At 68.5% G+C, this 24,084-nt stretch carries 20 protein-coding genes; 12 read left to right on the forward strand and 8 right to left on the reverse strand.

The genetic code is table 11. The features are described from left to right. The first annotated feature begins 6 nt into the window (after positions 1 to 6). Positions 7 to 1,008, forward strand: a complete 1,002-nt coding sequence (locus tag G4D86_RS48450; RefSeq protein WP_240360907.1) for a 3-hydroxyacyl-CoA dehydrogenase family protein — start codon at positions 7 to 9, stop codon at positions 1,006 to 1,008. After that, positions 1,005 to 1,607, forward strand: coding sequence for an MPN domain-containing protein (locus G4D86_RS48455; RefSeq protein ID WP_164002349.1), 603 nt, complete (start codon positions 1,005 to 1,007; stop codon positions 1,605 to 1,607). Before G4D86_RS48450 ends, G4D86_RS48455 begins: the two co-directional genes overlap by 4 nt. Positions 1,608 to 1,702: 95 nt before the next feature. Here G4D86_RS48455 and G4D86_RS48460 read toward each other — a convergent pair whose 3' ends face one another. Next, positions 1,703 to 1,957 (reverse strand): hypothetical protein, encoded by a 255-nt coding sequence (locus G4D86_RS48460; RefSeq protein ID WP_164002350.1) that lies wholly within the window; start codon positions 1,955 to 1,957, stop codon positions 1,703 to 1,705. A gap of 406 nt (positions 1,958 to 2,363) precedes the next feature. On the opposite strand from G4D86_RS48460, the gene G4D86_RS48465 reads away from it, so the two are divergent. Then, positions 2,364 to 2,930 (forward strand): hypothetical protein, encoded by a 567-nt coding sequence (locus G4D86_RS48465; RefSeq protein WP_164002351.1) that lies wholly within the window; start codon positions 2,364 to 2,366, stop codon positions 2,928 to 2,930. A 91-nt stretch (positions 2,931 to 3,021) separates the two neighbouring features. Here the strand turns inward: G4D86_RS48465 and G4D86_RS48470 are convergent, their stop codons facing one another. Both G4D86_RS48470 and G4D86_RS48475 read right to left on the reverse strand, forming a co-directional pair. Then, complete coding sequence (locus tag G4D86_RS48470) at positions 3,022 to 3,291, reverse strand: hypothetical protein (RefSeq protein WP_164002352.1); 270 nt, start codon at positions 3,289 to 3,291, stop codon at positions 3,022 to 3,024. 81 nt (positions 3,292 to 3,372) lie between these two features. Further along, on the reverse strand, positions 3,373 to 4,401 hold the full coding sequence (locus G4D86_RS48475; protein ID WP_164002353.1) for a zinc ribbon domain-containing protein: 1,029 nt from the start codon (positions 4,399 to 4,401) through the stop codon (positions 3,373 to 3,375). 260 nt (positions 4,402 to 4,661) lie between these two features. Between G4D86_RS48475 and G4D86_RS48480 the strand changes: the two genes are divergently transcribed. The 3 genes from G4D86_RS48480 (at position 4,662) to G4D86_RS48495 (ending at position 10,026) form a co-directional block, all read left to right on the forward strand. Continuing rightward, positions 4,662 to 6,959 carry a Kelch repeat-containing protein gene (locus tag G4D86_RS48480; protein ID WP_164002354.1) on the forward strand — a complete coding sequence of 766 codons (2,298 nt, stop codon included), beginning with the start codon at positions 4,662 to 4,664 and terminating at the stop codon, positions 6,957 to 6,959. Positions 6,960 to 7,298: 339 nt separating this feature from the next. After that, on the forward strand, positions 7,299 to 9,353 hold the full coding sequence (locus G4D86_RS48490; protein WP_240360908.1) for a LamG domain-containing protein: 2,055 nt from the start codon (positions 7,299 to 7,301) through the stop codon (positions 9,351 to 9,353). Positions 9,354 to 9,474: 121 nt separating this feature from the next. Continuing rightward, complete coding sequence (locus G4D86_RS48495; protein ID WP_164002355.1) at positions 9,475 to 10,026, forward strand: CAP family protein; 552 nt, start codon at positions 9,475 to 9,477, stop codon at positions 10,024 to 10,026. 20 nt (positions 10,027 to 10,046) lie between these two features. Here the strand turns inward: G4D86_RS48495 and G4D86_RS48500 are convergent, their stop codons facing one another. Next, the gene (locus tag G4D86_RS48500; RefSeq protein WP_164002356.1) at positions 10,047 to 10,655 is read right to left on the reverse strand and encodes a hypothetical protein; all 609 of its coding nucleotides are present in this window, start codon (positions 10,653 to 10,655) and stop codon (positions 10,047 to 10,049) included. Between the two features lie 339 nt (positions 10,656 to 10,994). Between G4D86_RS48500 and G4D86_RS54095 the strand changes: the two genes are divergently transcribed. The 4 genes from G4D86_RS54095 to G4D86_RS48520 all read left to right on the forward strand — a co-directional run bounded on the left by G4D86_RS54095 (position 10,995) and on the right by G4D86_RS48520 (position 14,527). Then, positions 10,995 to 11,558, forward strand: a complete 564-nt coding sequence (locus G4D86_RS54095; RefSeq protein ID WP_164002357.1) for a hypothetical protein — start codon at positions 10,995 to 10,997, stop codon at positions 11,556 to 11,558. A 61-nt stretch (positions 11,559 to 11,619) separates the two neighbouring features. Beyond that, positions 11,620 to 12,696, forward strand: coding sequence for a GGDEF domain-containing protein (locus G4D86_RS48510; protein WP_164002358.1), 1,077 nt, complete (start codon positions 11,620 to 11,622; stop codon positions 12,694 to 12,696). A 185-nt stretch (positions 12,697 to 12,881) separates the two neighbouring features. Next, positions 12,882 to 13,454 (forward strand): hypothetical protein, encoded by a 573-nt coding sequence (locus G4D86_RS48515; RefSeq protein WP_164002359.1) that lies wholly within the window; start codon positions 12,882 to 12,884, stop codon positions 13,452 to 13,454. 209 nt (positions 13,455 to 13,663) lie between these two features. Continuing rightward, entirely contained in the window at positions 13,664 to 14,527 is an 864-nt protein-coding gene (locus tag G4D86_RS48520; protein WP_164002360.1) for an endonuclease/exonuclease/phosphatase family protein, read from the forward strand. 12 nt (positions 14,528 to 14,539) lie between these two features. On the opposite strand, the gene G4D86_RS48525 is transcribed toward G4D86_RS48520, so the two are convergent. The 3 genes from G4D86_RS48525 to G4D86_RS48535 all read right to left on the reverse strand — a co-directional run bounded on the left by G4D86_RS48525 (position 14,540) and on the right by G4D86_RS48535 (position 18,127). Continuing rightward, entirely contained in the window at positions 14,540 to 15,892 is a 1,353-nt protein-coding gene (locus G4D86_RS48525; protein ID WP_240360909.1) for a DUF3943 domain-containing protein, read from the reverse strand. 225 nt (positions 15,893 to 16,117) lie between these two features. Next, the gene (locus G4D86_RS48530; protein WP_164002361.1) at positions 16,118 to 17,410 is read right to left on the reverse strand and encodes an ATP-binding protein; all 1,293 of its coding nucleotides are present in this window, start codon (positions 17,408 to 17,410) and stop codon (positions 16,118 to 16,120) included. Between the two features lie 3 nt (positions 17,411 to 17,413). Continuing rightward, entirely contained in the window at positions 17,414 to 18,127 is a 714-nt protein-coding gene (locus tag G4D86_RS48535) for a response regulator (RefSeq protein WP_164002362.1), read from the reverse strand. Positions 18,128 to 18,295: 168 nt separating this feature from the next. Here G4D86_RS48535 and G4D86_RS48540 point away from each other — a divergent pair, with 168 nt between their 5' ends. Next, a complete protein-coding gene (locus G4D86_RS48540) occupies positions 18,296 to 19,375 on the forward strand; it encodes a hypothetical protein (protein WP_164002363.1) in 1,080 nt (359 codons plus the stop codon). A gap of 194 nt (positions 19,376 to 19,569) precedes the next feature. Here the strand turns inward: G4D86_RS48540 and G4D86_RS48545 are convergent, their stop codons facing one another. Beyond that, positions 19,570 to 22,476, reverse strand: coding sequence for a CHAT domain-containing tetratricopeptide repeat protein (locus G4D86_RS48545; RefSeq protein ID WP_240360910.1), 2,907 nt, complete (start codon positions 22,474 to 22,476; stop codon positions 19,570 to 19,572). An 888-nt stretch (positions 22,477 to 23,364) separates the two neighbouring features. Between G4D86_RS48545 and G4D86_RS54450 the strand changes: the two genes are divergently transcribed. After that, positions 23,365 to 24,084, forward strand: a 720-nt coding sequence (locus tag G4D86_RS54450) for an IPT/TIG domain-containing protein (protein ID WP_164002384.1), incomplete at its 3' end; no start/stop codon positions are given.

Below are 24,084 nucleotides of genomic sequence, written 5' to 3' on the forward strand. Positions count from 1 at the left end.
AAGTGATTGCTCCGAAGCGCGGGCACGGCCACGCTGCGCCGCATGACACCCAAGCGGTTGATGCGGATTGGCGTCGTCGGTGGTGGAGCGATGGGGTGCGGCATCGCGCTCGAGCTCGCCACCGCCGGCCGGCAGGTGGTGCTGTACAACACGCGCTCCGAAAGCAGTGAGCGGGCGCGGGTGAAGCTGGAGCGGGACGCGGCGCTGCTGGTGGAGACGGGGCTGCTCTCCCCGGAGCGCGCCTCCGCGGCGCTCGGGCGCATCCGCCGCACCACCGTGCTCGCCGAGGCCGCCGTGGACCAGGACCTGGTCATCGAGTCCGTCCCCGAGGACCTCGCGCTCAAGCAGGAGGTCTTCCGGGAGCTGGACCGGCTCGCGGCACCGGACACCCTCCTCGCCTCCAACACCACGGCGCTCAGCGTGACGGCCATTGCCCGCGACTGCACGCGCCCCGAGCGCGTCCTCTCCGCGCACTACTACCTGCCGGCGCACCTCATCCCGCTCGTGGACGTCATCCCCGGCGAGAAGACCTCGCCCGAAGCCGTGGAGCGCACGAGGCGCTTTCTCGAAGAACTGGGCAAGGCGCCCGTGGTGTTCGCCAGGGACGTGCCCGGCTCGGTGGGCCCGCGCCTGCAACAGGCGCTCATCGGCGAGGCCATCCGGCTGGTGCAGGAGGGCGTGGCCACGCCGGAGATGGTGGACCGCGTGCTCACCCAGGGACTCGGGCGGCGCCTGGGTGTCTCCGGCGTCTTCGACCGGCTGGACCTCGCGGGGCTGGACCTCGTCACCGCCATCCTCAAGGGCTCGGGCCGCCCGGTGCCGCCGGTGCTCTCCCAGAAGGTGGAGCGCGGCGAGCTGGGCCTGAAGACAGGACAGGGCTTCTACACCTGGACGCCGGACTCCACCGCGGCCTTCGAGGAGCGCGTGGCCCGCCACCTCATCACCCAGCTCCACGATGATCGCGCCGCGGGACGCCTGCGCACGCCCACGCCCGAGGGCAAGGAATGAGCCCGGACGCCGTGCTGCTGGACCCGGCCGTGCTGTCGGACTTCCTCGGGGACTGCCTCCGCGAGTACACGACGTGCACCCCGGAGCTACCGCCCCGGAGCTGGGCTGTCCTGCTGGGGCGCTTCGTCGGTGACGCGATGCGGGTGGAGCGCGTCCGCTTCGCCGCCAACATCCGCGAGACGGACGACACCGTGCTCCAGGAGTTCGACGCCACCATCATCCCCCGCTTTGGCGCCTGCTACGCCAACGGGCGGCGGGGCTTCTGGTGCGAGCCCCGAGAGATGATGCGCATCACCACCGAGGCGGAGGCGGAGGGGCTGGAGGTGCTCGGCTCCATCCACCTGCACCCGGACTGGCACCACATCGGGCCGCCCCACGAGCGCGGCCTGCGGGTGAGCCAGGAGCCCACGCCCATGGACCGGCACCTGTTCCAGGGCACGGGCTGGCCGCTCAACATGATTCTCTACCTGGAGCGGCGCGAGGGTCGGCTCTACCACGCGCTCGGCGCCTGGGCCCCGCCCACCGGGTCCGACGCGGGCTGCCGGCCCCTGGCCATCCGCCTCGGGCTCCCGGAGCATTCGGAGGCCGCGGCCCGGTGAACAGGCCTCGGAGGCACGTGACGCTTCAATCCACCGAGTGACACGCAGCGAGCCCCCCGAGCAGGACCGCACGACACGGGGGGCTCTCACGGCTGTTACCAGGAGTCCCCGGCGCAGGAGTAACCGGCGCCATCACACCGGACCCAACCCGGAGCGCCCGGAGCGTCCGACCGGTAGTCGCATTCATACTGGCCGGAGCAACTGACGGAGCCGCCGTTGTCACAAATCAGGTGCAGGTAGCAGGGCCCCGCATAGCCCGCGGTGTCTGGCTCTTCCGCCATCGCAATGGGGGAGACGCCAATGCCGAGTCCAATGACCGCGCCCAGGGTGACTGCAAGCCACTTCGACATGGTGACCAGCCTTTCGGAGAGAGGACTGCGTTGAAACGATATCAGCCTGCCGCAAGTTGATGCCACAGAGTGGCAATTGCATACGTTGGGGCACATGGGCGGATGGAAGACGGGTTGAGGGGAGGCGTCAGGCGCTGCTCGTGGCCGGTCAGCGGTACACTTCGATTTCCCACCCGCTGGAACTGGCGGGCGCGTCACACGCGGTGGTGGACGAGGGAGCTGTTCGCGAGTCTTTCGAATCTGTGGCGCCACGAAGGTTGGGGTGCGGTGGGACCCTGGCTGGGGCAGGCAGGGGGGATGGCGTCCGGCTCGGGTGGGCCGGCATCATGCGGGCATGGGCTCTTCCGCTGATTCGAAGTCGTGGCTCCGTGCGCGGAGCGCGGCGTCTCTCCTGTTGGCGCTGGCCGTGAGCGGAGTGGGACTGGTCTCCTCGGAGGGCCTGGCGGCGGGGCGCGGGCGGCGGGCGTCACGCGCGGAGCCGTTCCAGCTCGCGACGGCGCCGCTCGAGGGGCGCTACCTTTCCCTCGGGCTCAACCTGGGTTTCGGCGGTGACGAGTCCGCGGACCAGCACGAAATCCTTCCCCAGGGGGACACGTACCCGGTGGTGGGCCTCGAGGCGAGCATGGTGAAGCTCCGCGGCCGGGACTTCATCTGGCTCGGGGGCTACGCGGACCTGGTGCAGTCGCTGCCCAACCGGGCCACGCGCATCAGCCTGGGCCCGGAGGTGGGGTGGGGGCCGCTGGGGCTGGACCTGGGGTTGTTGGGGGAGCTGCGCCGGGGCCAGCTCGGCGGCGGCTTCCAGGTACGCGGCCTGCTGACCATCGCCTATGTGACCGCCTACGCGAGCTTCCACGCCGTGTACGAGCGGGGCGAGCGGCGGCTCCGGGAGAATGCGCAGGTGGGGCTGCTGCTGAAGCTTCCCTTCATCATGGAACTCACCGGGAACGACGGGACTCCATCCCGGAGGCGGTGAGCTCCGCTCCTGGTGAGGGGTTCGCCTATTGGATGGAGGAGAACCTGGGCCGCATCCGCGCCGCGCGTGCTCGATGTAACGGGTGAGCGTCTCAGGGCAGCAGCGCGCGGAGCCCTTCACGTAGCGCAGCGTCCCGCTCCTCCGCGGGGAGCGCGCGGCCGTCCTCGTAGAGCTCCGCGAGCGGCACGCTCAGCCGCCCGGCGGGCTGCTCCACGCTGAGCGCGAAGCGCGCCTCGTCCGCCATGATGGCGAGACCGGGCCGCTCGGCAGCGGCGACGGCGCACGCCTTCGCGAGGAAGGCGCGGCGCGCGGCCGCGGCCCCACCTCCGCCCAGGATGCGCTGGCAGCTGGAGTCGCTCATGTCACTCAGCATGGGACGCGGGACAGGAGCGCACAAGCGGTTGGGTGGGCTGCCCGGGCAGGCGTGTCCCTCATGGCTCTGTCAGGGAGCTGGCGGAGCGACTGCGTGAGGCGCTGAAGTGCCTGTCATGCCCGAAACGGGCCTGCTCTCTTTCGCTGCCTTCCGCCGTGTGGTCAGCCGCTCGAGCGCGAAGAGCATCGCGACCATCGGCGCCAGCAGGAGCGCGAGTAGTTCCACGGACACCGCATCCGAAGCGACGGAGAGGCTGGTGAGCACCAGTACGCCCGAGCCGGCGGCGCCGACCGCTCCTGGCCACGGGTGGCGTACGAACCACTGCACGCTTCCCAGCACGACGAATGGAAGCCCCAGCGCCACCCCGTAGTGAACGGAACCCCACCCCGAGCCCGGACCTGGGCCGAGGATCGGCGCGACGACCATGAGTGCCGTGAGGAGCACGGCCTCCGCGAAAACCGTCGCCGCGAGGCGGCGAGCCGCCGTCTTCACCCGGGGCTCGTGCACCGCGGGTAGCCGTTCACACGCAGCGCAGAACTCGGTGCCGCCGAAGCCCTTCGTCGGAGCGCACGAGTGACACGTTGGAACACCGCAGCGCGGGCAGGTGCCCGCCGAGGGGAGCCTCGGGTGCACCTGACAGCGTGGCGAGCCGTCGGTCACCTCGAAGGAAACCGGCTCCGAGGGAGCCGGCTCCGGCTGCGCTGGCACGACGCGCGTTTCAGCCAGCCCTTCCTGCATGACGCTGGCCGTGACTTGCAGGAGGCCGTCGAGCATCAGCTTGCCCGTGCGACCGGAAACGCGCTGGGTGAGGAGGACGGTGGCGACGCCCACCCCGGCCTTCGCCATCCCCGCCAGGAGGCCAGCGTCGTGGTCGATGGGCGCCTGGGCCGCCGATGACTTCAGCTGCAGCGCGCGGAGCAGCGTCGTCACGTCATCGGACGGCAGGCCTGCCTGCAACAGCCGCTCGCGCACGGCGGAGAGCGGCAAGCCCTGAGCAGCAAGATGCTGCGCGAGCGCCCACGGCGTCTCCTCTGGCAATGCCGCGGGTGTCCCCAATGCGTCGTCTTCCATAAGCCCCCCGAACCTGCGCTCGAGCATCCTGCTCTGAGAATGCCGCAACTCGCTAGAGCCAGCGAGCCGCTGCGTGATGCAGAAAATCTTGGGGCTCCTTCCCTGTAACTCCCGATGGGCTTCTGCCCACCAGAACCCACAGCGGACTCCCTGAAGAAGAGCTGCTCCAGAGCTTTTCCCGCGCATCAATTTCCTGCTCGCCGGCTCATTCCATTCACCAGGCGCTGCTGCGCCCTGTACTGAGGACCTGGACCTGGGCTGCCGTCCACCAGCCCACGCGGAAAACCATGCTCATCCGTCGACGTCTCCCCTTGGCCGCCGCGGGGCTGCTGCTCTCCCTGGCAGCCTGCACCTCTCAGCCCACCGGCTCAGCGCAATTCCTCGCCTCTGCCCAGCGGGCCCTGTCCGTCAGTGATGTGTCCCGCGTGAAGCTGACCATCTCCTCCTCCGACATGACGCCCCTCGCCGTCGAACTGGCCAGGTCCAACGGTTCCTGGGGTGGACTCATCGGCAACATCCCCGCTGGAGCCAACCGCACCTTCCTCGCCGAGGCCTTCGACTCCTCCGGCACCAGGCGCTTCCAGGGCGAGGCTTCCGGCATCACCATCACCGCCAACCAGACCACCGCCGCCGCCATCACCCTCCAAGAGCTTGCTCCACCTCCTCCTTACGCCAATGAAGCGCCTGTCATTGATTCCGTCGTCGCCTCCACCACCTCTGTCCCGGCGGGCTCCTCCCTCTCCCTGACGGCCACCGTTCATGATCCCAACACCGCGGACACCCTGACCCTGTCCTGGACGGCCTCCGGCGGAACCTTCTCTGCTCCCACCGCTGCGACGACCTCCTGGACGGCGCCGTCCTCCACAGGCATCCAGACCCTCACCTTCACCGTGACGGATTCCCAGGGCGCTGCCGCCTCCGTCTCCCTGGCCGTCAACGTCGTCTCCGGCGTCGCCACCGGCAACGCCGCCGTCAACATCTCCTTCAACCTCGGGCCTGTCGTCTCCCGGGTTTCGGCCTCTCTCAACCGCCTGGACGCCGGACAGTCCACCGCCGTCTCGGCCAACGCCTCGGATGCCGATGGCGATGCCCTCTCCTACCAGTGGGCTTCCTCCTGCCCCGGCACCTGGACCCAGGCCACCTCCAGCGCTGCCTCCTTCGTCCCCTCCGCCATTCCCGCCGGGGTGTGCAACAACTGCCAACTCTCCGTCACCGTTCAGGACGGTCGCGGCGGGCAGACCACGGGGACGCTCAACCTCTGCATCACCTCCTCCTCGACCGAGCGCTTCGCTCCCCGCTTCACCAATTTCTACCAGTCCGCCACCTCCACCTCCCCGGGCCAGACGGTGGCCTTCGACGTCACCGCCCTGGACCCCCAGTCCAGCGCCCTGACGTTTGCCTGGACTGCCACCACCGGCTCGATGGCCACGGCGCAGAACACTGTCAGCACCAGCCGCGTCGTGTGGACGGCGCCTTCCTGTGTCTCGGCAAGCACGACGCCCAGCATCACCGCCACCGTCACCAACGCGTTCAACCTGACGGTCAGCCAGAGCTTCGCTGTCACGGGGCTGCCCGTCTGTGTCCCGACCTGGACCTCGACGCCCCCCCTGGCCGCGGCTCGCTATAGCCACACGGCGACGCTGCTGAAAGACGGCAGGGTTCTCGTCTCGGGAGGACAAAACCTTGCCGGCTCGGCCCTCGCGTTGGCGGAGGTGTACGACCCGACCTCGGGCACCTGGAGCGCGATCTCCCCCATGGTCGTCAATCGCACCCTCTTCACGGCAACGCTGCTGGACAACGGCAAGGTCCTCGTCTCGGGAGGATGGAGATCCAGTACCTACCTCACGACGGCGGAGGTGTATGACCCGACCTCGGGCACCTGGAGCGCGACCGCTCCCATGGCCTCTGCTCGCCGCCAGCACACGGCGACGCGGCTGAACAACGGCAAGGTCCTCGTCTCGGGGGGCGTCAACGACAGCGGTGGCCTCGCGGCGGTGGAGGTATACGACCCGGCCTCGGGCACCTGGAGCGTGGCCGCCTCCATGGCCTCCGCTCGTTACCAGCATACGGCGACACTGCTGCCCAACGGCAAGGTCCTCGTCTCGGGGGGATTGAGCGCGAGTGGCAGCCACCTGGCGACCGCGGAGGTGTACGACCCTGCCTCCAACACCTGGAGCGCGACGGCCCCCATGGCCTCTTCACGCGAGGACCACGCAGCGGCGTTGCTGCCCGACGGCAAGGTCCTTGTCTCGGGGGGCTTCAACGGCAGCCCCCTCGCGGCGGCGGAGGTGTACAACCCAGCCTCCAACACCTGGAGCGCGGCCGCCCCCATGGCCTCTGCTCGGTACCGCCACACGGCGACGCTGCTGCCCAACGGCAAGCTCCTCGTCGCGGGGGGATTGAACACAGGCGTGGTCGCGTTGGCGGAGGTGTACGACCCGACCTCGGGCACCTATAGCGCGACCGCTCCCATGGCCTCTGCTCGCCAGCTCCACACGGCGACGCTGCTGAACAACGGTAAGGTCCTCACTTCAGCGGGGATTACCAACGTCCCCCTCGCGGCGGCGGAGTTGTACACACCCTGAGCGTGGAGCGGGTGCTGCCGCACGTGCCCTACCGGCAGTGGACGCTGTCCTTCCCCTACCGGGTGCGGTGGGGGCTGCGCCCTTGTCATCCAGGAGCTTGCTGATGCTCCGCCAATCCTGAAAAGGAGAAGACGCCCGTCACGAAGGGGGCACGGGCGGTGTGCGTCCTGGCTCGACACGCCCGCGTGGCGCCAGGACGCAGCCACCACGGCCGCGTCGCGCGGACCAGGGGAAACGACGCGGCGCACAGGCTGGCTCGCCCCTTGCTCTGCGCGGGAGCCATCCTGCTCCCCGCCGGTGTCGGCCGGGAGCGGGGCCCTCGCACCTGGAGCCCACACCATGAGACCCATGTACCAGTACGGCGCAGCGGACGTGCGCTACGGCCAGCGCATCCAGCTGGGCACGTCGTCCCCCATCGACCTGAGCGGCAGCGCGTCCTACTCCATCGGGTTCTGGCTGCGTCCCCGGGCGCCCGCCTACGACGGCTACCTGGTGATGTCTGGCATGTCCTATTACATCGGGCTGCACGGGATGCAGCTCACGCTCAGCATCCCGGGCATGAACACCCCGCAGCGCTCGGAGCTCGAGCTGCTGCCCGACCAGTGGCAGTACGTCCTGCTCGTCTTCGAGTCGACCGGTGCCAACGCCGGCAGCTATGCGCTGTCCGTGAACGGCACGCCGCTCCTCGAAGGCTCCATCTCCCGGGTCACCGCCTCCAGCGGCCTGTTCACCCTGGGCACCACCACGGACGCACAGTTCTGCAACGTCGCGTTCTGGTCCACGGCGCTGCCGGAGGGCGAGCGCCAGCCGGTGTGGGACGTGCCCCAGCCTGGCCCCACCCTCGCCGCCTGCTACAGCTTCAGCGACGGCTCGACCGGCGACGTCTCCGGCCACAACCGGGGGGCGGCCACCTTCCTGGGAGGCGCGCAGGTGGTGATGCTCGCCCCGGCGCTGCGGCTGGTCAACGCGGCGGTCCAGCCCTCGCCCCGCGACGCGCTCGCGGTGGTGGCGAATGGCGCGCCCTTCAGCGTGCAGGCGTGGTTCAACGCCGATGCGCCCTCCGACTTCCAGGCCACGTCCCGGACGGTGTTCGCGTGCAAGGACCCCAACAACGGCTACGGCTTCACGATGGGGCTGGAGTGGAACGGCACCGGCTTCAACCTACAGCTCTCGCTGAGCTCGGCGGCCTCCGGGGGGGGTTGGGGGCACAACCTGCAACTGGCCCCCGGTGACTGGCACCACCTGGCAGCCACCTACGACGGGACGACGCTGAGCATCTACCTCGACGGCGTCATCGACATGAACATCTCGTGCACGTTCCCGTCGCTGGCGGCCCCGGTCTATCTGTTCGGCGCCTCGCCCGATGCCAGTGTCGCGGGAGGGGCCGCCTATGACTTCCAGGGCCACCTCCAGGCGGCCGGGCTCTGGTCCAGGGCGCTCTCCGCCAACGAGGTCCAGCAGTACATGGCGTCGGACCCCAGCGACGCCGAGGGCTGCGTCGCGTACTACGCCTGGAACGGCGCCATCCTCGCCAACCAGGTGACCGGGAACCCGCCGGTGCTCCTCAACACGGCGATGCCCTCCATCGTCGTCACGGCCCCCGCCGCGTCGACGCCGCCGCCCGGGGTCTCCAATACGCTGGTCACGGCGGTGCAGCCCTCCAACCGGAACCAGCCCTCCGCCCGCTGGTCCTCGGAGGAGGTGCCCTACCCCGCGCAGAGCCCGATCTCGCGCGACCAGGTCGACTCCATCCTCGCCGCCTACGAGCCGGTGCTCGCGGCCGTCCCGGGGGCGATGAAGGACCGCCTGCGCTCCCTGTTCCGCAACAACCTCTACCTGGGGCTGGCCCGGGCCAACGGCCCCTCGGGCATGCCCGTGGGCACCATCGCCGGGAAGGTCGTCGGGAGTGAGTACGTCTTCTACCACCACACCGCCCAGGGGGCCGTGGAGTGCGGGCGGATGGAGCTGGCCGTCAACACCGAGTGCATCGGCTGGGTCATCTCGGTGGCCGCGACCTCCATCTGTCTGCTGCTGTCGGTGGTGGGGCTGGGCTTCTCGGCGTCGAAGGCCGTCTCCGCCCTGCGGCCCCTCATCTCGGAGAGCACGGCGCTGCTCAAGTCCGTCGGGGACGCGGCCAAGGGCACCACGGACGCCTCCACGGTCATCCGGGTCATCAAGGCGCTCTACATCGGGGGGACGCTCGGCAAGGTGTTCGGGGCGATGCTGACGGGCAGCTGGTACACCATCGCCCTCAACTGCGCGATGCTCATCCTGATGGTCGCCGGCCTCTTCACCACCGGAGGCGCCTACCTGGCCGTCGTGCTGGCGCAGCTCGCGCTCAACCTGGTGACGCTGATCGTGCTCATCGCCCAGAAGCCGTCGAACTGCTGCTGAGCTTCGGCGTGCCCGCCCGGAAGAGGGCGGGCACGCCGCGTCGTGCCACTTCAGAAGCAGAGGAGTGTGGTAACCCGGTGGGGTGGATTCGCCATCCATTGCCACCAGGAGCCCGCAGACCATGCGTATCCATCGAGTCGTGTTCACCCTGCTGCTACTCACCTCTCCCATCGCATTCGCGCGCGACCCCTTCGCTGACGTTACGACGGCCGAGCTCAACAATGCCTTGCTGAAATTGCACAATGAGTACCGCGCGAGGCATGGCGCTCCCAACCTGGTGGTGGATCCCTCCATCGTGGCCTACGCGAAGAGCCGCGCGAAGGTTGTCTCGACATATGAAGGCCTCGGCGAGGGCCACCGAGGACTCGACCACAAATACGGTGAGAATCTTTATTGGGGTGGGAGTGAAACAAAAGCGGGGTCGTCCGGCTTCGCGACTGCCGCCGTCAAGGCCTGGTACGACGAGATCAGCCAATACAACTTCAAGAGCGGTGGTTTCTCTGGAGCCACTGGCCACTTCACGCAGCTGGTCTGGAAGGGCACCACCAGGATCGGCTGTGCTGTCGCCCAGGGAAAAGGCTCCAAGTGGTACGAAACGTATGTGGTCTGTAACTATCAGGCTCCAGGAAACATGATGGGGGAGTTCCAGAAGAACGTCATGCCCAAGCGCTGACCTCGGTACACCTGCTTGAGCTACTGCGCGCCCTCCTCCAGGAAGTGCGACGCCGCGATGGACGCACCCCAGCAGCACTCGGGTTCCCCCACGTCACCGCTCGGAAGCGTGGTGTGGAGCGGAGCGCCCGCCTTCACGTCCTCGAAGTAGAAGAGGTTGTCCGGAAGGATGACGAGCGCGCGGTCTCCCTTGCGCGTGCGCAGGGTGAGTCTCTGGAGCTCGGGATCCGCCAGATTCACGGCGCCCTTCGTGAAGAAGGACTCACGCCGGGGCGGCGAGCGCTGATCCTCCGGGATGCAGCCACCCTCCTCCGTCGACACCTCGACCTCCCGGACGCGGCAGTCGCCCCCCTTCGTGGACAGGTGGAACACGGCCTTCACGCTCGTGAAGTAGCAGTCCGGGGTGCCGCAGTCCGCGCCGTGCGAATCCGTCACCACCGACAGGCGTACGTGTCCTTCCGGCAGCGTGTCCACCATGCCCTTCCGGGCGTAGCGCTGGAACAGGGGCACCTGGGCACACGCGGAGGCGACGGCCGCCGTGGGCTTCGACTCCTGGGTCGGCTTCGGGTCCGCCGCCACCGCGCTGGCGCAGAGGAACAGGGAGGCTGCGAGGGTGCGGTTCAGGTGCATGCCCCAGGCAACAGCAAGCCTCGCGCCAGCGTCAGTGCGGCTCTCCGCCCACGGTCCCCCGCGATGAGAAGCCCAGGGCTACCACCGACGCAGGATTCACGACTTCGCCCCAGGTGTCAGCCAAACCACTAGAGTCACCGTGTGGCAACTCCTCCCCGATGCTTCAACTGCGGCGCTCCCTTCCTGAAGCCGCCCGCCGAAGAGCCGGTCTGCGGCCATTGCGGCGCCGCGCGGCCGGCTCCCTGGCTGCCGCAACGCACCGCGTCTCAGACCACCCCCCACCCCCCTTCCGCGCGGCAGAGCCGAGCGGTCCTGTTCATCGCGCTCGGGACCGGTGCCGTGATGTGCGTCGCGGGCACGCTCGTGGCCTTCCTGGTCATGGCCCCGGCAGAGCTGGAGCGCCCCGCACCACGGCCACGGCCCGCCGCCACGCCCGTGCCCCAGGCGACACGCCCTCTGCCCCTGTCCCCTCCAGAGGAGCCCCCCAGGCCGCCGCCGGTGGCGCCCGAGCCCACCCCTCCACCCGTGGTGGCGAAGCCCGCTCCGCGAACGCCCCAGACGAACGAGGCCTGGGGCGCCCAGCGGCTGGCGCGGCACCTGAAGGACTACGACTACTGTGGCCGAGAGGCCATCCTTCGCCAGAAGGACACTCCCCGGCGCTACACGTTGCGCGCTAGATTCGGCGCCGACGGTCAGGGCACGGGCGGTCGGGTGGAACCCGCGGGGGTGGCGATGTCGAACGCGTGCATCAGCAACAGGACGCGCTACGTCTATCTGGGCAAGCCACCGCAGCCGCGTGACTTCGTGGTGGAGCTCACCCTGTCGTTCGCGCACCTCCGGCCCACGGGCAAGCCGGAGACCCGCGATGACCAGTGGAGCATCCGCGACGACGACACGTACTGACCCGACCGTGCCCACCCGGCCGGGTCGTCAGCCTCCTCGTTTTTCGCCGACAAGGATGGGGATGGACACGGTGTTCTCTACCGAGGAGGAACAGCGCTACGCGGAGCGGGGCTCGAGCGAGCTCCACGCGAAGCTGCGCTGGACGTTCCTGGTGGCCGCGACGCTGTTCTTCGTCTTCATGGGATTGGACTACCAGTTCGACCCCGAGAAGCTGGGCCGCAACATGGCGGTGCGGCTCCTGGCGGTGGGGGCGTACCTCGTGCTGCACCTGCTCGCGCGCTGGGAGCCGGCCCGGGCGCGGGTGGAGCTGCTGCTGCTGGCGGGAGTGGGCGTGGGGGCCGCGTCGGTGACCCGGCTCTCGGTGGGCTTGCGCTTCGGAGAGCTGCTCGCGGTGGGCTCGCTGCTCCTGATGGTGGTGATGCTCGCGGCGCTGACGACCTCACCGCGCCAGGCGCTCACCAGCCATGCGCTCCTGCTCGCGGTGGTCAACGTGCTCGGGCCCGTCTTCGGGGCAAGCAGCCTCTTCTTCTTCGCGGTCAACGTGTTCCTCCTCTCGGGGGCCACGGCGGGCGTCATCCTGGCGGCGCTCTCGGAGCGGCTCTCCCGGCGCGCCTTCCGGATGGAGCTGGACCTGGAAGTGCTGGCCACGCGCGACTCGCTCACCGGGGCGCACAACCGGCGCAGCTTCCTGCAGCAGGCCGAGCACGAGCTCGACCGCGCGCGCCGCGGCACACGCCCGGTCTCGCTGCTGATGTTGGACATCGACCGCTTCAAGAGCATCAACGACACCCATGGCCACCCGGTGGGGGACGCGGTCATCCGCACGCTGGCGAGCACCTGCCAGAGCGCACTGCGCAGCGTGGACGTGCTCGGGCGGCTGGGCGGCGAGGAGTTCGCCATCGTCCTGCCGGAGACCGGCACGGAAGGGGCGCTGCGAGTGGCCGAGCGGCTGCGACAATCCCTCGCGGAGGCCGTGGTGCCCGAGGTCGGGAAGGCCCTCTCATTCACGGTCAGCGTGGGGGTGGCGGAGAGGCTCCCGGGCGAAGGGCTGGAGCAGCTGCTGTCTCGCGGCGACCAGGCGCTCTACGCCGCGAAGAACACCGGCCGCAACAGGGTCTGCGCCGCGGCGCATGGCTGAACGCCGCGCCCCCAGCCCCACGCATCCGCCACTCGATGAGTCCGCGCAACCCCAGGGGATTCCTGTTCCCCTGACGGCTCCACGCAATGGGTTGGCGCCCAGACACAAATCAGGCTCGGCAATCTCGGATATTCCGGATTTTGCGGCTGCAGCCCCACGCCCCGTGCATCGAGGAATACCCATCCATGTTCATCAAGTCTGGCTCCCTGGCGACTGTCTTGCTTGTTGGAAGCGCCCTGATACTCGGAGGCTGCGGCGCGGAGGCCCCGGAGGACGAGAGCGGCAGTGACGAGGCGGTCGAGCTCGGGAGCACCGAGCAGGCGGTCTACATCGGCTGGACTGCGTACACCTCGGAAGAGCGGCCCCCCATCGTCTGTGATGGCGGCAGCCTGCCCACGCAAGCCCAGTGTAACGGGAGCTATTGCGACAACATGCGGCTCAACTGCCAGGACTCCGGCGCCTATCGCGGTGGCTCGTACTGGACGCCCTATTTCTCGGACAATGGCATCCCGGTCTTCAGGCTCTGCGACCCCGGCTACTGGATGACGGGCATCGCCTGCACCGGCCAGTACTGCGACAATCTCTCCCTCCAGTGCACGTACATGTCCGGCATCAGCCCCAAGAACTGCTTCTGGTCTGGATGGCACTCCGAGGAGAACACCGGCCTCCTCAACTTCGGCCCTGGCGTCTACCCCACGGGCGCGTGGTGCCGTGGCGACTACTGCGACGACATCAAGTACTACCTGTGCCAGCCGTAGCCTGCGGGTGAACGAGCGTCTGGCTCGTCAGGAAAAGGCCGGTTGCCGCAGGGCAGCCGGCCGCCCGCGCGCTCCGCACTGCGAAAGAGAAGGCCGGCTCCAGAAGTTACGGGCCCGTGCCTTCTTCGAATCCATTCCACGCTCGCGGGCCCCGGCTCGCTCGGCTGCTGACGTTCTGTGCGGTGCAGCTCCTGCTCGGGACGAGCTGCATGAGTCTGCCGGAGCCGTTGTTCGACAGGATCCCCGCTTCCGAGGGGAGGCTGCGCGTCATCTCCTACAACGTGCACCTCGGCGAAGCCCTGATTGACGAGCGGGATGGAGGGTCCAGCTCGATGAGCAAGGCGTTCCACGAGCGCAAGATGATGTGGGACGTCGACATCCTCGGGCTCCAGGAGCTGTGCTCGGATGAGGGCGGCTGGCAGCTCGACTACTTCGACACGCTCATGCGCTCGTTCGGTGGCCCGTCCTACTCGGCGTTCGCACTCTCCGACCCCGTCGGGAAGATGATGTGCGGCCGGGTCGAGGCCATCTTCAGCCGACATCCCATCGTCGACTCCGGCGCCATCGAGCTGCCGAACGTCCGCCAGCCCCGCTCCGCCGTATGGGCGGACATCGACGTGCCCTCCGCGAACGGGACGGGGACGGTGCGCATCCGCGTCTACAACGCGCACCTGGAGAATCGTCCGGAGAAGGACCACCTGACCTGGGAGGAGGGCCGGCTGCGACAGACGCGGGTCATTCTCGAGCACATGGCGGCGTGGCGCGCGACGAACCCCGACGCGCCGGTGATCCTGCTGGGAGACCTGAACAGCCTCAGCACGTACTGGGACGTCTGGAGCCGTGAGGAGTCCATCCACGAGATCGAACGCCAGGGGCTGCAGCCCACGCTCAAGAAATACAACCGCACGCTCACGCTGACGCCCCATCAGGTCGACTGGATCTTCTTCAAGGGACTCAAGCAGCGCAGGTCCCAGGTCGAGCACGTGTGGCTCTCCGACCACTTCCCGGTGGTGGCGGACTTCGCGCTGCCCACGGCCGCGGTGCTGGAGCCGGCGCTCGTGGAAGGCCCGTGAGACGGTGGTACGTCAGTGCACGGACAGGAAGAAGCGCAGCTCGTAGGTGTCCTCGCTCACGTCCGGGAAGCCGTCGAAGCGGCTGTGATGCTGGAAGACGTTGACCTCCGAGCCCAGGCCCAGCCCGCCGACCACGGGCAGGTCCACCTGGAGCTGCGCGGTGCGCACCTGGTGCGAGCCGCCCGCGCCGTCCAGCACCGCGACGCGTGACACGTCCGCCTCCAGCGTGAGGAGGTCCCACGCGTCGCGCGCGTAGGTGACGCGGAGCTGCAGCCCCACGCCGGGACCATAGTCGTAGTCGCGGCCTTCGGTCCCCTGGTGGGCGGAGGAGATGCCGGTGAGGATGCTGCCTTTCAACGACAGCACTGTCTTCAGCTTCGAGCGCGCGAAGAGGTTGCGCTGGTGCAGAAGGCTCACGTCCAGGGACTGTCCGCCCACCTCGTACGCGAGCGTGTCCGTGTAGCTCAGTTGCTGCGAGAGGCCCAGCCGCAGCTCGTCCTGCTCGGTGCGCACCAGCGCCTTCGCCGCGAGCAGGCCCGTCAGCAGTGCGTGGCTGACCAGGCTGTCCTCCCGCGTGGTGAACTGGATGTGCACGTCGAATGCGTCGAAGGGGCGACGGATGTCGCCACGGAACGCGTCCCCGTAGCGCAGGGCGAACTGGGTGAAGAACTGGTCCTTGCCTTGCGCCAGGAGCTTGCCGTCCCCCAGCCTCAGGTAGCCCAGCGAGACCCAGCCCGCGAGCGCGCGCGACTTCCAGTCGGAGGGGGTGGGCTCATGCCGGAAGGAATCGCCGCGCAGGAGCCGGTTGACTCCGCGAATGGGGCTGATGAGGCCCGCCGTCAGTTCCCGGCCGAACCGGTCCCTCCCCGTGGCCTCTGTATCGAGCACGGTGGAAGACAGTCGGTAGAGTGCCTCGCCCACGGCCGCCCCGCCCATCGTGGTGTTGACGAGGTCATTGATGGACGGCGGCTCGGTCTCCGCGAACAGCTCCCACTGGATGCTCCCCAGCAGCGTGAAGGGGATGGCGCTCACGAAGGAGAGGCCGTTGTCACGCGCGGCCGTGTAGTAGAGGCCACCGTGGTAGGGATGCGCGAACTGGTTCGTGGAGAAGCCGTCCCCATCCCAGACAAAGCCCGTACGCAGGTTGTCCTTCCATGTCTGGAGGCTGACACGGGACCAGTCCTTCTGGCCGAGCGTCCGGTCATAGGTCCACACCACCAGGTTGATGGCGGTGACCTCCCCCAGCGCGAGCCAGGGGTGTTGCTCCGGCGCCGTGGCCTCCTCGACGGAGAGCTCGGACCGGGGGGCATCCGCGGGCAGCGTTGCTTCCGCCGCGCGCGCGGCGGCGGAGGTGAGCGCCAGCACCCCCAGGGCGAGCCGCCCCGCCTGGACCCCGCGCCGGCTCCCTCCACGTCGCGGACCGAGGCTGCCTGTTCCCGTAGCGAATGACCGCGCCCCACCCATCCGCCAGCCCCGTCGCGGGCCCATGCCGCGCCCCTCCAAGGTAGGCAGCCGCCAGCCGAGAGGCGCCCCTCCTTCTGGGGAGGGGACAGCGGCAAGCGCGGGGTATTGGAAGCAACGAGGCTGGAGTCAGACCGGAAAGGACAAGGTGAACCGTGCGCCGCCAAGCTCCGAGCCGAGGGCGGCGACGCTCCCGCCGTGTACCTCCGCGATACGGCGGACAATCGCGAGGCCGAGCCCGAAGCCAGGGCTCTCCTCCGTACGTTCGTCGTCGAGGCGGTGGAACGGCTCGAAGATCCGCTCCCGCTCCGCGAGCGGAATCCCCGGCCCATCGTCGTCGACGTGGATGTGAATCGCGCGGCCCTCCCGCGTCAGGCTGACCTGGACCCGAGACCTCGCGTACCGCAGGGCGTTCAGTATCAGGTTCGACGTCGCGCGCTCGACGAGCCGGGCTTCGACGCGAACGACGAGCGGTTCCGCGCAGGGCACGGGGGCGGCGATTGTCGCCCTGCTGGGTACAATGGTGAGGGTTTCGCAGAGCGCGGCGAGGACCGGGCGCACGTCCACCGCGGCCCCAGCTGGCGCGCGGCGCCCCTTCAACCGCACGTAGGTGAGCAGTTCATCGATGAGCTGATCGAGCTCCTCGAGACTGCGCTCCACCCGCTCGAACGCCTGTTCGCGTTCGTCGGGCTCGACCGCTTCACGCGCGAGCGCGAGGCTGAAGTGCAACCGCTGGGTCGGTGCTCGGAGCTCGTGCGAGGTGATGTGGAGGAGCTCTTCGCGCATGGCAATCGAGCGCTGGAGGTCTTCGCCCATGTGGTTCAGCGCCGTCGAGAGCGCGCCGATGACGTCGCGTGAGCCGACCGCGGCCCGCGCGTCGAGCTCCCCCCGCCCGAGCGCCTCGGCCGTTCGCCGGAGGTCCAGGAGCTGTCGGCGGACGGGGCGCAGGAGCGCGAAGACGCCGAGCGAGAGCCCTCCGACGAAGCAGAGGAAGAGCCCGGCGCCGCGCGCGCCGCCAAGCGGGAACATCAGGGGCAAGGGCCCCACCTGGAGGACGTGCCCGGTCCCCTCGATGCGCGCATAGAGGACGGATTCGAACACGTGGCCCGCCCGCACGACCTCCCCGACGTCGAGGCGTCCGAGAGCGGCGGCGCCGAGCGGTGCGTCCGCCCGGGGAATGATGACGACGGGCACCTCGAAGCGCTTCGAGGCTTGCTCAGCGGGACCTCCGAAGTCGTGGTACTGGCTGTAGCGCTCTTGGAACATCTCGGCCATCAACGCGACCGGCACCGCGAAAGAGGCTTCGATGTTCCGCGCGAGCTGCGCGTTGATCCGAGGGATGACGAACGCCTTGGCGGCGACGCCGGCCAGCAGCACGCCCGCGAAGATGTGGAGATAGACGCGGAGGAAGAGCCTGTCCACGGGTCAGCTCACTGTGTAGAGGTAACCGACGCCGCGGACCGTCTTGATGGCCTCCGCCTCGCCGGAGGCTTCGCGCAGCTTGTGGCGAAGCCGGGAGACCCTGAGGTCGACGGAGCGGTCGATGTCGTCCTGCTCCACGCCCCGAAGCCGCTGATACATGAGCTGTCGGCTCACGACCTGTCCAGCGTGGGTCATGAGCAGGAGGAGCACGTCGAGCTCGCCAGAGGTCAGGTCGAGCTCCTTCCCCCGCAGCCAGGCCGTTCGCCGCGTGGAATCCACCGTGAGCTCGCCGACGCGAACGGGCGTGCCCTCCGGCTGGGGGGGCGCGCTCGTGCGGCGCAGGAGCGCGCGCAGCCGCGCGAGGAGCACGCGGGGACGGACAGGCTTCGGCAGGTAGTCGTCGGCGCCGCTCTCCAGACCCACGACCTCGTCCACCTCGGCGCCACGCCCGGTCAGCATGAGAATCGGGCCCGGATAGGCGCCGCGCAGCTCGCGGCAGACGGCGAAGCCATCCTTGCCGGGGAGCATCACATCGAGCACCACGAGGTCGGGCCGCGTGGCGAGGATCCGCGTCACCGCGCGCTCGCCGCTGCCCTCGCTCTCGGCGCGAAACCCATGCAGTCGAAGGTAGTCGGCAATCATTGCCGTGAGCGCCCGGTCATCATCCACGATGAAGACGCTGGGTTCCGACGTGGATGTCTGACTCTTCTTGTCCATAGGCGCCGATGCTCCCGGCTGGAGTATAACCGACCCGTTGCGAGCACGTCCGCGCCGGCTCCTTTGTATCGCTTCGTATCCTCTGAAGAACCTCATGGTTCCGTGTGCCATTGTCCAGCGCACCCACAGGAGGATGTCTTGTCAAATCAAGCCAGTCATGAGCGAGTGATGAGCAGCCCGGCGAAGCCCCAGCCCGCGCCGGAGTGCATACCCACCACGGATACACTCAGCTATGGGGAGACGCTCTACCTCAACAAGGTGCGCGGCGATAAGCCTCTGTGGCTCTCGGGTGGCCGCAGCGATCAGCAGGCCCAGGTGTACACGCTCGACGGCGAGGGCGGCACGGCGGAGGAGAGCTACCGCTGGACCGTGATGAAGAAGCGCGACACCGTGGGCAGCGGGCCCGTGAGCTATGGCGACACCATCTATCTCAAGGTGGGCGGCAAGGAGCAGCGGTGGCTCTCCGGCGGCCGCAGCGATGGCCAGAAACAGGTGTACACGCGCGACGGCGAGGGGGGCGCGAAGGAGGACACCTACCGCTGGACCGTGATGCAGGACTTCGACACCGTGGGCAGCGGTAGTGTCAAGCGAGGGAGCGCCGTCTGCCTCAAGGTGGGCGGCAAGGAGCAACGGTGGCTGTCAGGCGGCCGCGACAACGACCAGAAGAAGGTGTTCACGCTCGACGGCAGGGATGGGAAGGCCAGGGACAGCTACTTCTGGACCTCGGAGCCGGTGAGCTACTCCCGCTCGTTCGCGGTCTTCTCCGAGGACTCCCCCGAGACGAAGAAGATGGAGGTGGGGGGCATGCACACGCGCGTGTTCACCCGCGTGGAGGCGCGCTCGCCGGACAACGCCATCCAGCTCGACCTCGCGACAGGAATCATCACGCTTCCGCCAGGGACGTACCACATCACCGGTTTCTCGATGACGGCCTTCCTGACCGGCGAGGAGCCGTCCGGGATGATGGCGACCAAGAAGTTCGCGAACGGTGGGTATTGCCGGCTGCGGCACGCCGGAGGTGTTGCGGAGGACATCCCCAACGAGGACGCCATCGTCGTCGGCAGCATCAGCACCCCCAACGCGATACCCAGTCTGATTGAGACCTATTTCACCACGAACGTCGACGCCCGGATCCTCATGGAACACCAGTCCGGCAACACGGATCAGGTCGCGGACGTCGTGCTGCGCGCCAATCCGAACGAGTCGCCCTGGCATATCTTCGCGCGTATCTGCATCTCTCGCGTGTAGGCCGCCCGGCCCTGAGGCGCACGGACCCGCGAAACACGAATGCGAATCAGGTCTGCAGCCGATTGGGGTTGGACTACCAGCTCGACCCCGGGAAGCTGGGCCACAACAAGGTCTGCGCTGCGGCGCACGGCTGACCGCTGCGCCACCTCCCCGTCCCGAGGCAGGGCGAGCCCGAGAGGAGGCGGTAGTCCCCGTCAGTGTGGCAGGGGGCTGATTGCGCGCAAGGGGGCGTCGCTGCCCAGGGAGATGAAGGGAGCCCAGTAGTGCGGATGGGGCCTGGAAGCTCGCAGCGAGCGCATGGCCTCGCGAAGGGCGGAGGCGCGGCCCTGGCCGGCCAGGAGGTTGGCGTAATAGGCCTCCATGAGGAGGTGGGTGAAGCCGTCATCGACCTTCCACAGGCTCATGACGAGCGTCTCCGCACCAGCCACCACCATGGCGCGGCGCAGGCCGGAAACCCCTTGGCCCAGCTTGACGTCGCCGCGGCCCGTGTCACAGGCGGAGAGGACGACGAGCTGGGTACCCCAGAGGTCGAGCCCGGCCAACTCGAGCGCGGTGACCAGAGCGGCGTCGGACCGGGGACTGGAGGCGTCCGGCTCTGGAGCGCGTGCGCCCACGAGGGCCAGGCCGGAGCGCAGCAGTGGGTCCCGCGGGGCAACTGGGTCGTCGCCCAGGGCACCGAAGTGGCCTATGGCGCGCGAGCCCGAGGGGGCGGGAGCGTCCTCGAGGAAGAAGCCATGCGTGGCGATGTGGAGGATGCCCGGAGTGGGCAGCTTCAGCAGCCGCTCCTTGGTGGCCTCGGGGCCAAGGAAGAGCTGGGCCTGGGGCAGCAGGCGTTGAATGCCCTGAGCTTCCTGGCGAGTCCCCGGCAGTGGCACCCAGGTGCTGGTGACGAGGTCCGCGCGCAGGGTGGAGAAGAAGCGGTCGAGCGACGCGGAGCGCCGGGTCTGCCCGGGGGGCTCCGTTCGCGGTGAGGCGTGGAAGTCCGGGTCCGCGAGGACGAAGACAGAGGAGGAGGGAGGGATGTCCTGGGGACGCGGCAGGAGGTCCTTGCCGGAGGTGAGATAGGTGAAGTCGAAGGAGTCGAGGAGGAAGCGGCGACCATCGTGGAGGGCCGCAAAGGGGACCAGGCTCAGCTGGCCATCGGGAGACAGGAAGAGGCGGCGGGTCTCCCCGAGGATGGGCAGCAGGGGCTGGAAGGCGAGCCGGTAAAGCGCCTGGGCAGAGGCCTGGAATTGGGCGTCGCGGATTGCGAGCCCATCGCGCAGGCGCGTGGCGGCGAGCTCGATGGGTGCCGCGGGCCCCAGGTCCAAGGCGCGGGTGGAGGCGTCGGGGAAGAGCACCAGCGCCAGGTAGCGGAGCTGGGCCGGCGGCCCGGTGCGAGGCGTGCCGGGTCTGGGGACGAGGGGCCGGTCCTCGTACGCGACGAACTCAACGAGGGCGCCGTCCTTGGGCAGGAAGGCGGCAACGCGGCCGACGATCTCCGCGGGACGAGGCAGTGCGGTGAGTGCTCGGAGGGGAGCGGAGCGTTTGGCCAGCTCAGCTTCGAGTGAGTCGCCCTGGACGGCCAACGTATTGAGCCGCTGTTGGTAGTCGGCCGGAGAGCGCGAGCCGGGCCCCTCGAGTGAGAGATTGGCCAGTTGTGTGCGCAGGCCCCGCAGCCGTTCGAAGGTACGACGGTCCTCGGCGCCCAGGCTCCGGTAGAGGGTGCGGGAGATATTGGCTGTCTCCTCGACGGAGCGCCCCTTCATCAGGAGCACGGCGCTGAGGGCCAGGCTCCGCACGCGGGCATCCTCCGGGTGCGCGCGCACCAGCGCGTTGAGCACCTGCGCGTCCACACGCAGGTGTTGGAGGAAGCTGGCCAGACGCGACTCAGAGAAGTCGAGCGCCTCGTGGCGAAGGCGCAGCTCGGACACGGCGAAGGCGCGTGTGAACAGAGGGACGGCCGCGCCAGGGCGACGCTGAGCCAACCTGATCAGGGCGATGCTGTTCAGCAAGGAGGCGACCTGGGGAGGATTCTTGCCGAGGGCTGCCTCCCAGATGGCGAGCGCGCGCTGGTAGAGCGGCTCGGCCCGGCCGTACCTCCCCTGCTCCGCGTAGATGTTGCCAAGGTTCTCAAGCGATTGAGCGATGTCGGGATGGTTCCCGCCGAGGGCCACTTCCCGAATGGCGAGCGCCCGCCTGTAGAGCGGCTCGGCCCGGTCATACAGCCCCTGCGCTTTGTAGACGATGGCAAGGTTGTTCAGCGAGGTGGCGATGGTGGGATGGTTCTTGTCGAGGGCTGCTTCCTCAATGGCCAGCGCTCGCAGATAGAGCGGCTCGGCTCGGCCGTACAACCCCTGCTCGTCGTAGACGAGGGCGAGGTTGTGCAGCGTGGTGGCGACGTCGGGATGGTTCTTGCCGAGCGCCGCTTCCCGGATGGCCAGCGCGCGCTGGTAGAGTGGATCGGCCCGGTCATACAGCCCCTGCCGCATGTAGACGTTGGCGAGGTTGTTGAGTGAGGTGGCAACGTCGGGATGGTTCTTGCCGAGCGCCGCTTCCCGGATGGCCAGCGCGCGCTGGAAGTGCGGCTCGGCCTGGCCGTACAACCCCCGCGATAAGTAGAGAATGGCGAGGTTGTTGAGCCCCGAACCGACAACGGCATGGTCCTTGCCAAAAGCCTCTTCCCAGATGGCGAGTGCGCGATGGTAGAGCGGCTCTGCCTGGTCATACAGCCCCTGATCCACGTAGAGGAGCGCGAGGTTGTTGACAGAGTTGGCGACGACGGGATGGTGCTTGCCCAGGGCCGCTTCCCGGATGGCCAGCGCGCGCTGGTAGAGCGACTCCGCCCGGTCATACAACCCCTGGTTCCAGAAGAGGATGCCGAGGAGGTTGAGCGAAATGGCGACGTCCAGGTGTGTGCCCCCGAGCACCGTCTCCCGTAGGGAGAGAGCACGTTCGCCCTGCACCACGGCCTCGGCGTACCTGCCCGTCTTGTAGAGCGTCGTCGCCTCGTCAAAGGCTGCCTGTGCCTCCACCAGCCGCGCATCCGTCGGCTGCTGCGCTGCCGCCGCTACGGCCGTGCAGCAGAGCACCACCACCGTCCATTTGAGTACGTGCCTCACCTTCACGCTCCTTGAACCCCAACCAGCCTCCAGTGGGGCTCGGTCATCCGGCGATGTAGCGACCTCGCGCGGCATGGACGTAGTCCTGCAACTCGACCTTGTCCCGGGCATGCACACGGTGCGGAATGAGCACGGTGCCTCCCCGTGCAAGGGCAAGAAGAAGCCCTCTGGGCCGGAGCATGGTTTCCCACGCTCCCCGCTCACACGACCTGCGACTGTCCATGAAGCCCTTGCACTGACGACTACGGCGTCTCCTTGTACAGGGATTGCAAATGAGTCTGAACCTGGGTCATGCCAACACCAGGGTGGTGATTACAACCCAGGATTGACAGTGGGCTATGGCTTCTTCGAGAGCCCATTGGCGATGAGCGAGGCCAGCGTCGTCGCGGCTGTGGCCTCATCGACGTGGCTCCGGAGAATGTCGCGGGAAATCGCCTCCGCCGCGCCGATGATTCCCACGCAGCAGCACGCGCAATGATTTGGCGTGGATACTGTTCTACACCGTGCGCGATATGCGCCGTTGGCCGGCACGCCACTGCGAGACGTTTCGCGATGTTGCAAGGGAGCGGGTGCTACCGCACCTGCCCTACCGGCAGTGGGTGAACTGCGCTCCAGCAGCTCTCGGCTGCCGTCCACGCTCGGGAGCCCGAAGGCCGCACCCGCATTTCCTGCATCATTTTCCGCCCCGTCGGCTCATTCAATTCGTGGGGCCTGCTCGGCCTCACAACCGTGAGTTCGGGACGAACCGAACGCCCGCACTCATGCAGCACTGGAGCGCCATGCGAGTGCTCCCAGTGGACGCGTTCCAGGAACAGAGCAGCCCCAGGAAGGTAGGAAGCACAAGTGAATTCAGCCACTCGGTATTCAAGAACCGTCTCCCTTGCAGCCATGCTGCTGCTGGCTGCCTCTGCATACGGCGCCGGCCCTCAGTCCGCGGCGATTTCCACCGTCGACATCGACACTGCGCAGCAACAGATTCTGATCTTCGGCCAGAATTTCGGCACGAGAGTGCCGGATGTCTCCCTGGCCGGGGTCACCCTGAGCGTTGTCAGCAATAACAGCACTACGGTCATCGCGACCCTCCCCGCCAGTTTCCTGACCCAGCCCGGTTCCCATCAGTTGGAGGTGACTACAACGGACAAGCCGTCTTCGACGGCTTCGTTCAACGTCACGATTGGAGCAGTGGGCCCGCCGGGGCCCGTAGGCCCGCAGGGCCCCAAGGGCGATATCGGTCCGCAGGGTCCCGCTGGCTCCGTAGGGCCCACCGGTCCGCAGGGGCCCCGAGGTGATATCGGCCCGACTGGTCCTCAGGGCACCAAGGGCGACACCGGCCTGACCGGCGCGACTGGTCCTCAGGGCCCCAAGGGTGACACCGGCCTGACTGGCGCGATTGGCGCGATTGGTCCTCAGGGCCCCCAGGGTGACATGGGTCCTCAGGGTCTCAAGGGCGACACCGGCCTGACTGGCGCGACTGGCGCGACTGGTCCTCAGGGCCCCCAGGGTGACATGGGTCCTCAGGGTCTCAAGGGCGACACCGGCCTGACTGGCGCGACTGGCGCGACTGGTCCTCAGGGCCCCCAGGGTGACATGGGTCCTCAGGGTCTCAAG

It is taken from the genome of Pyxidicoccus caerfyrddinensis (assembly GCF_010894405.1).
GTDB lineage: Bacteria > Myxococcota > Myxococcia > Myxococcales > Myxococcaceae > Myxococcus > Myxococcus caerfyrddinensis.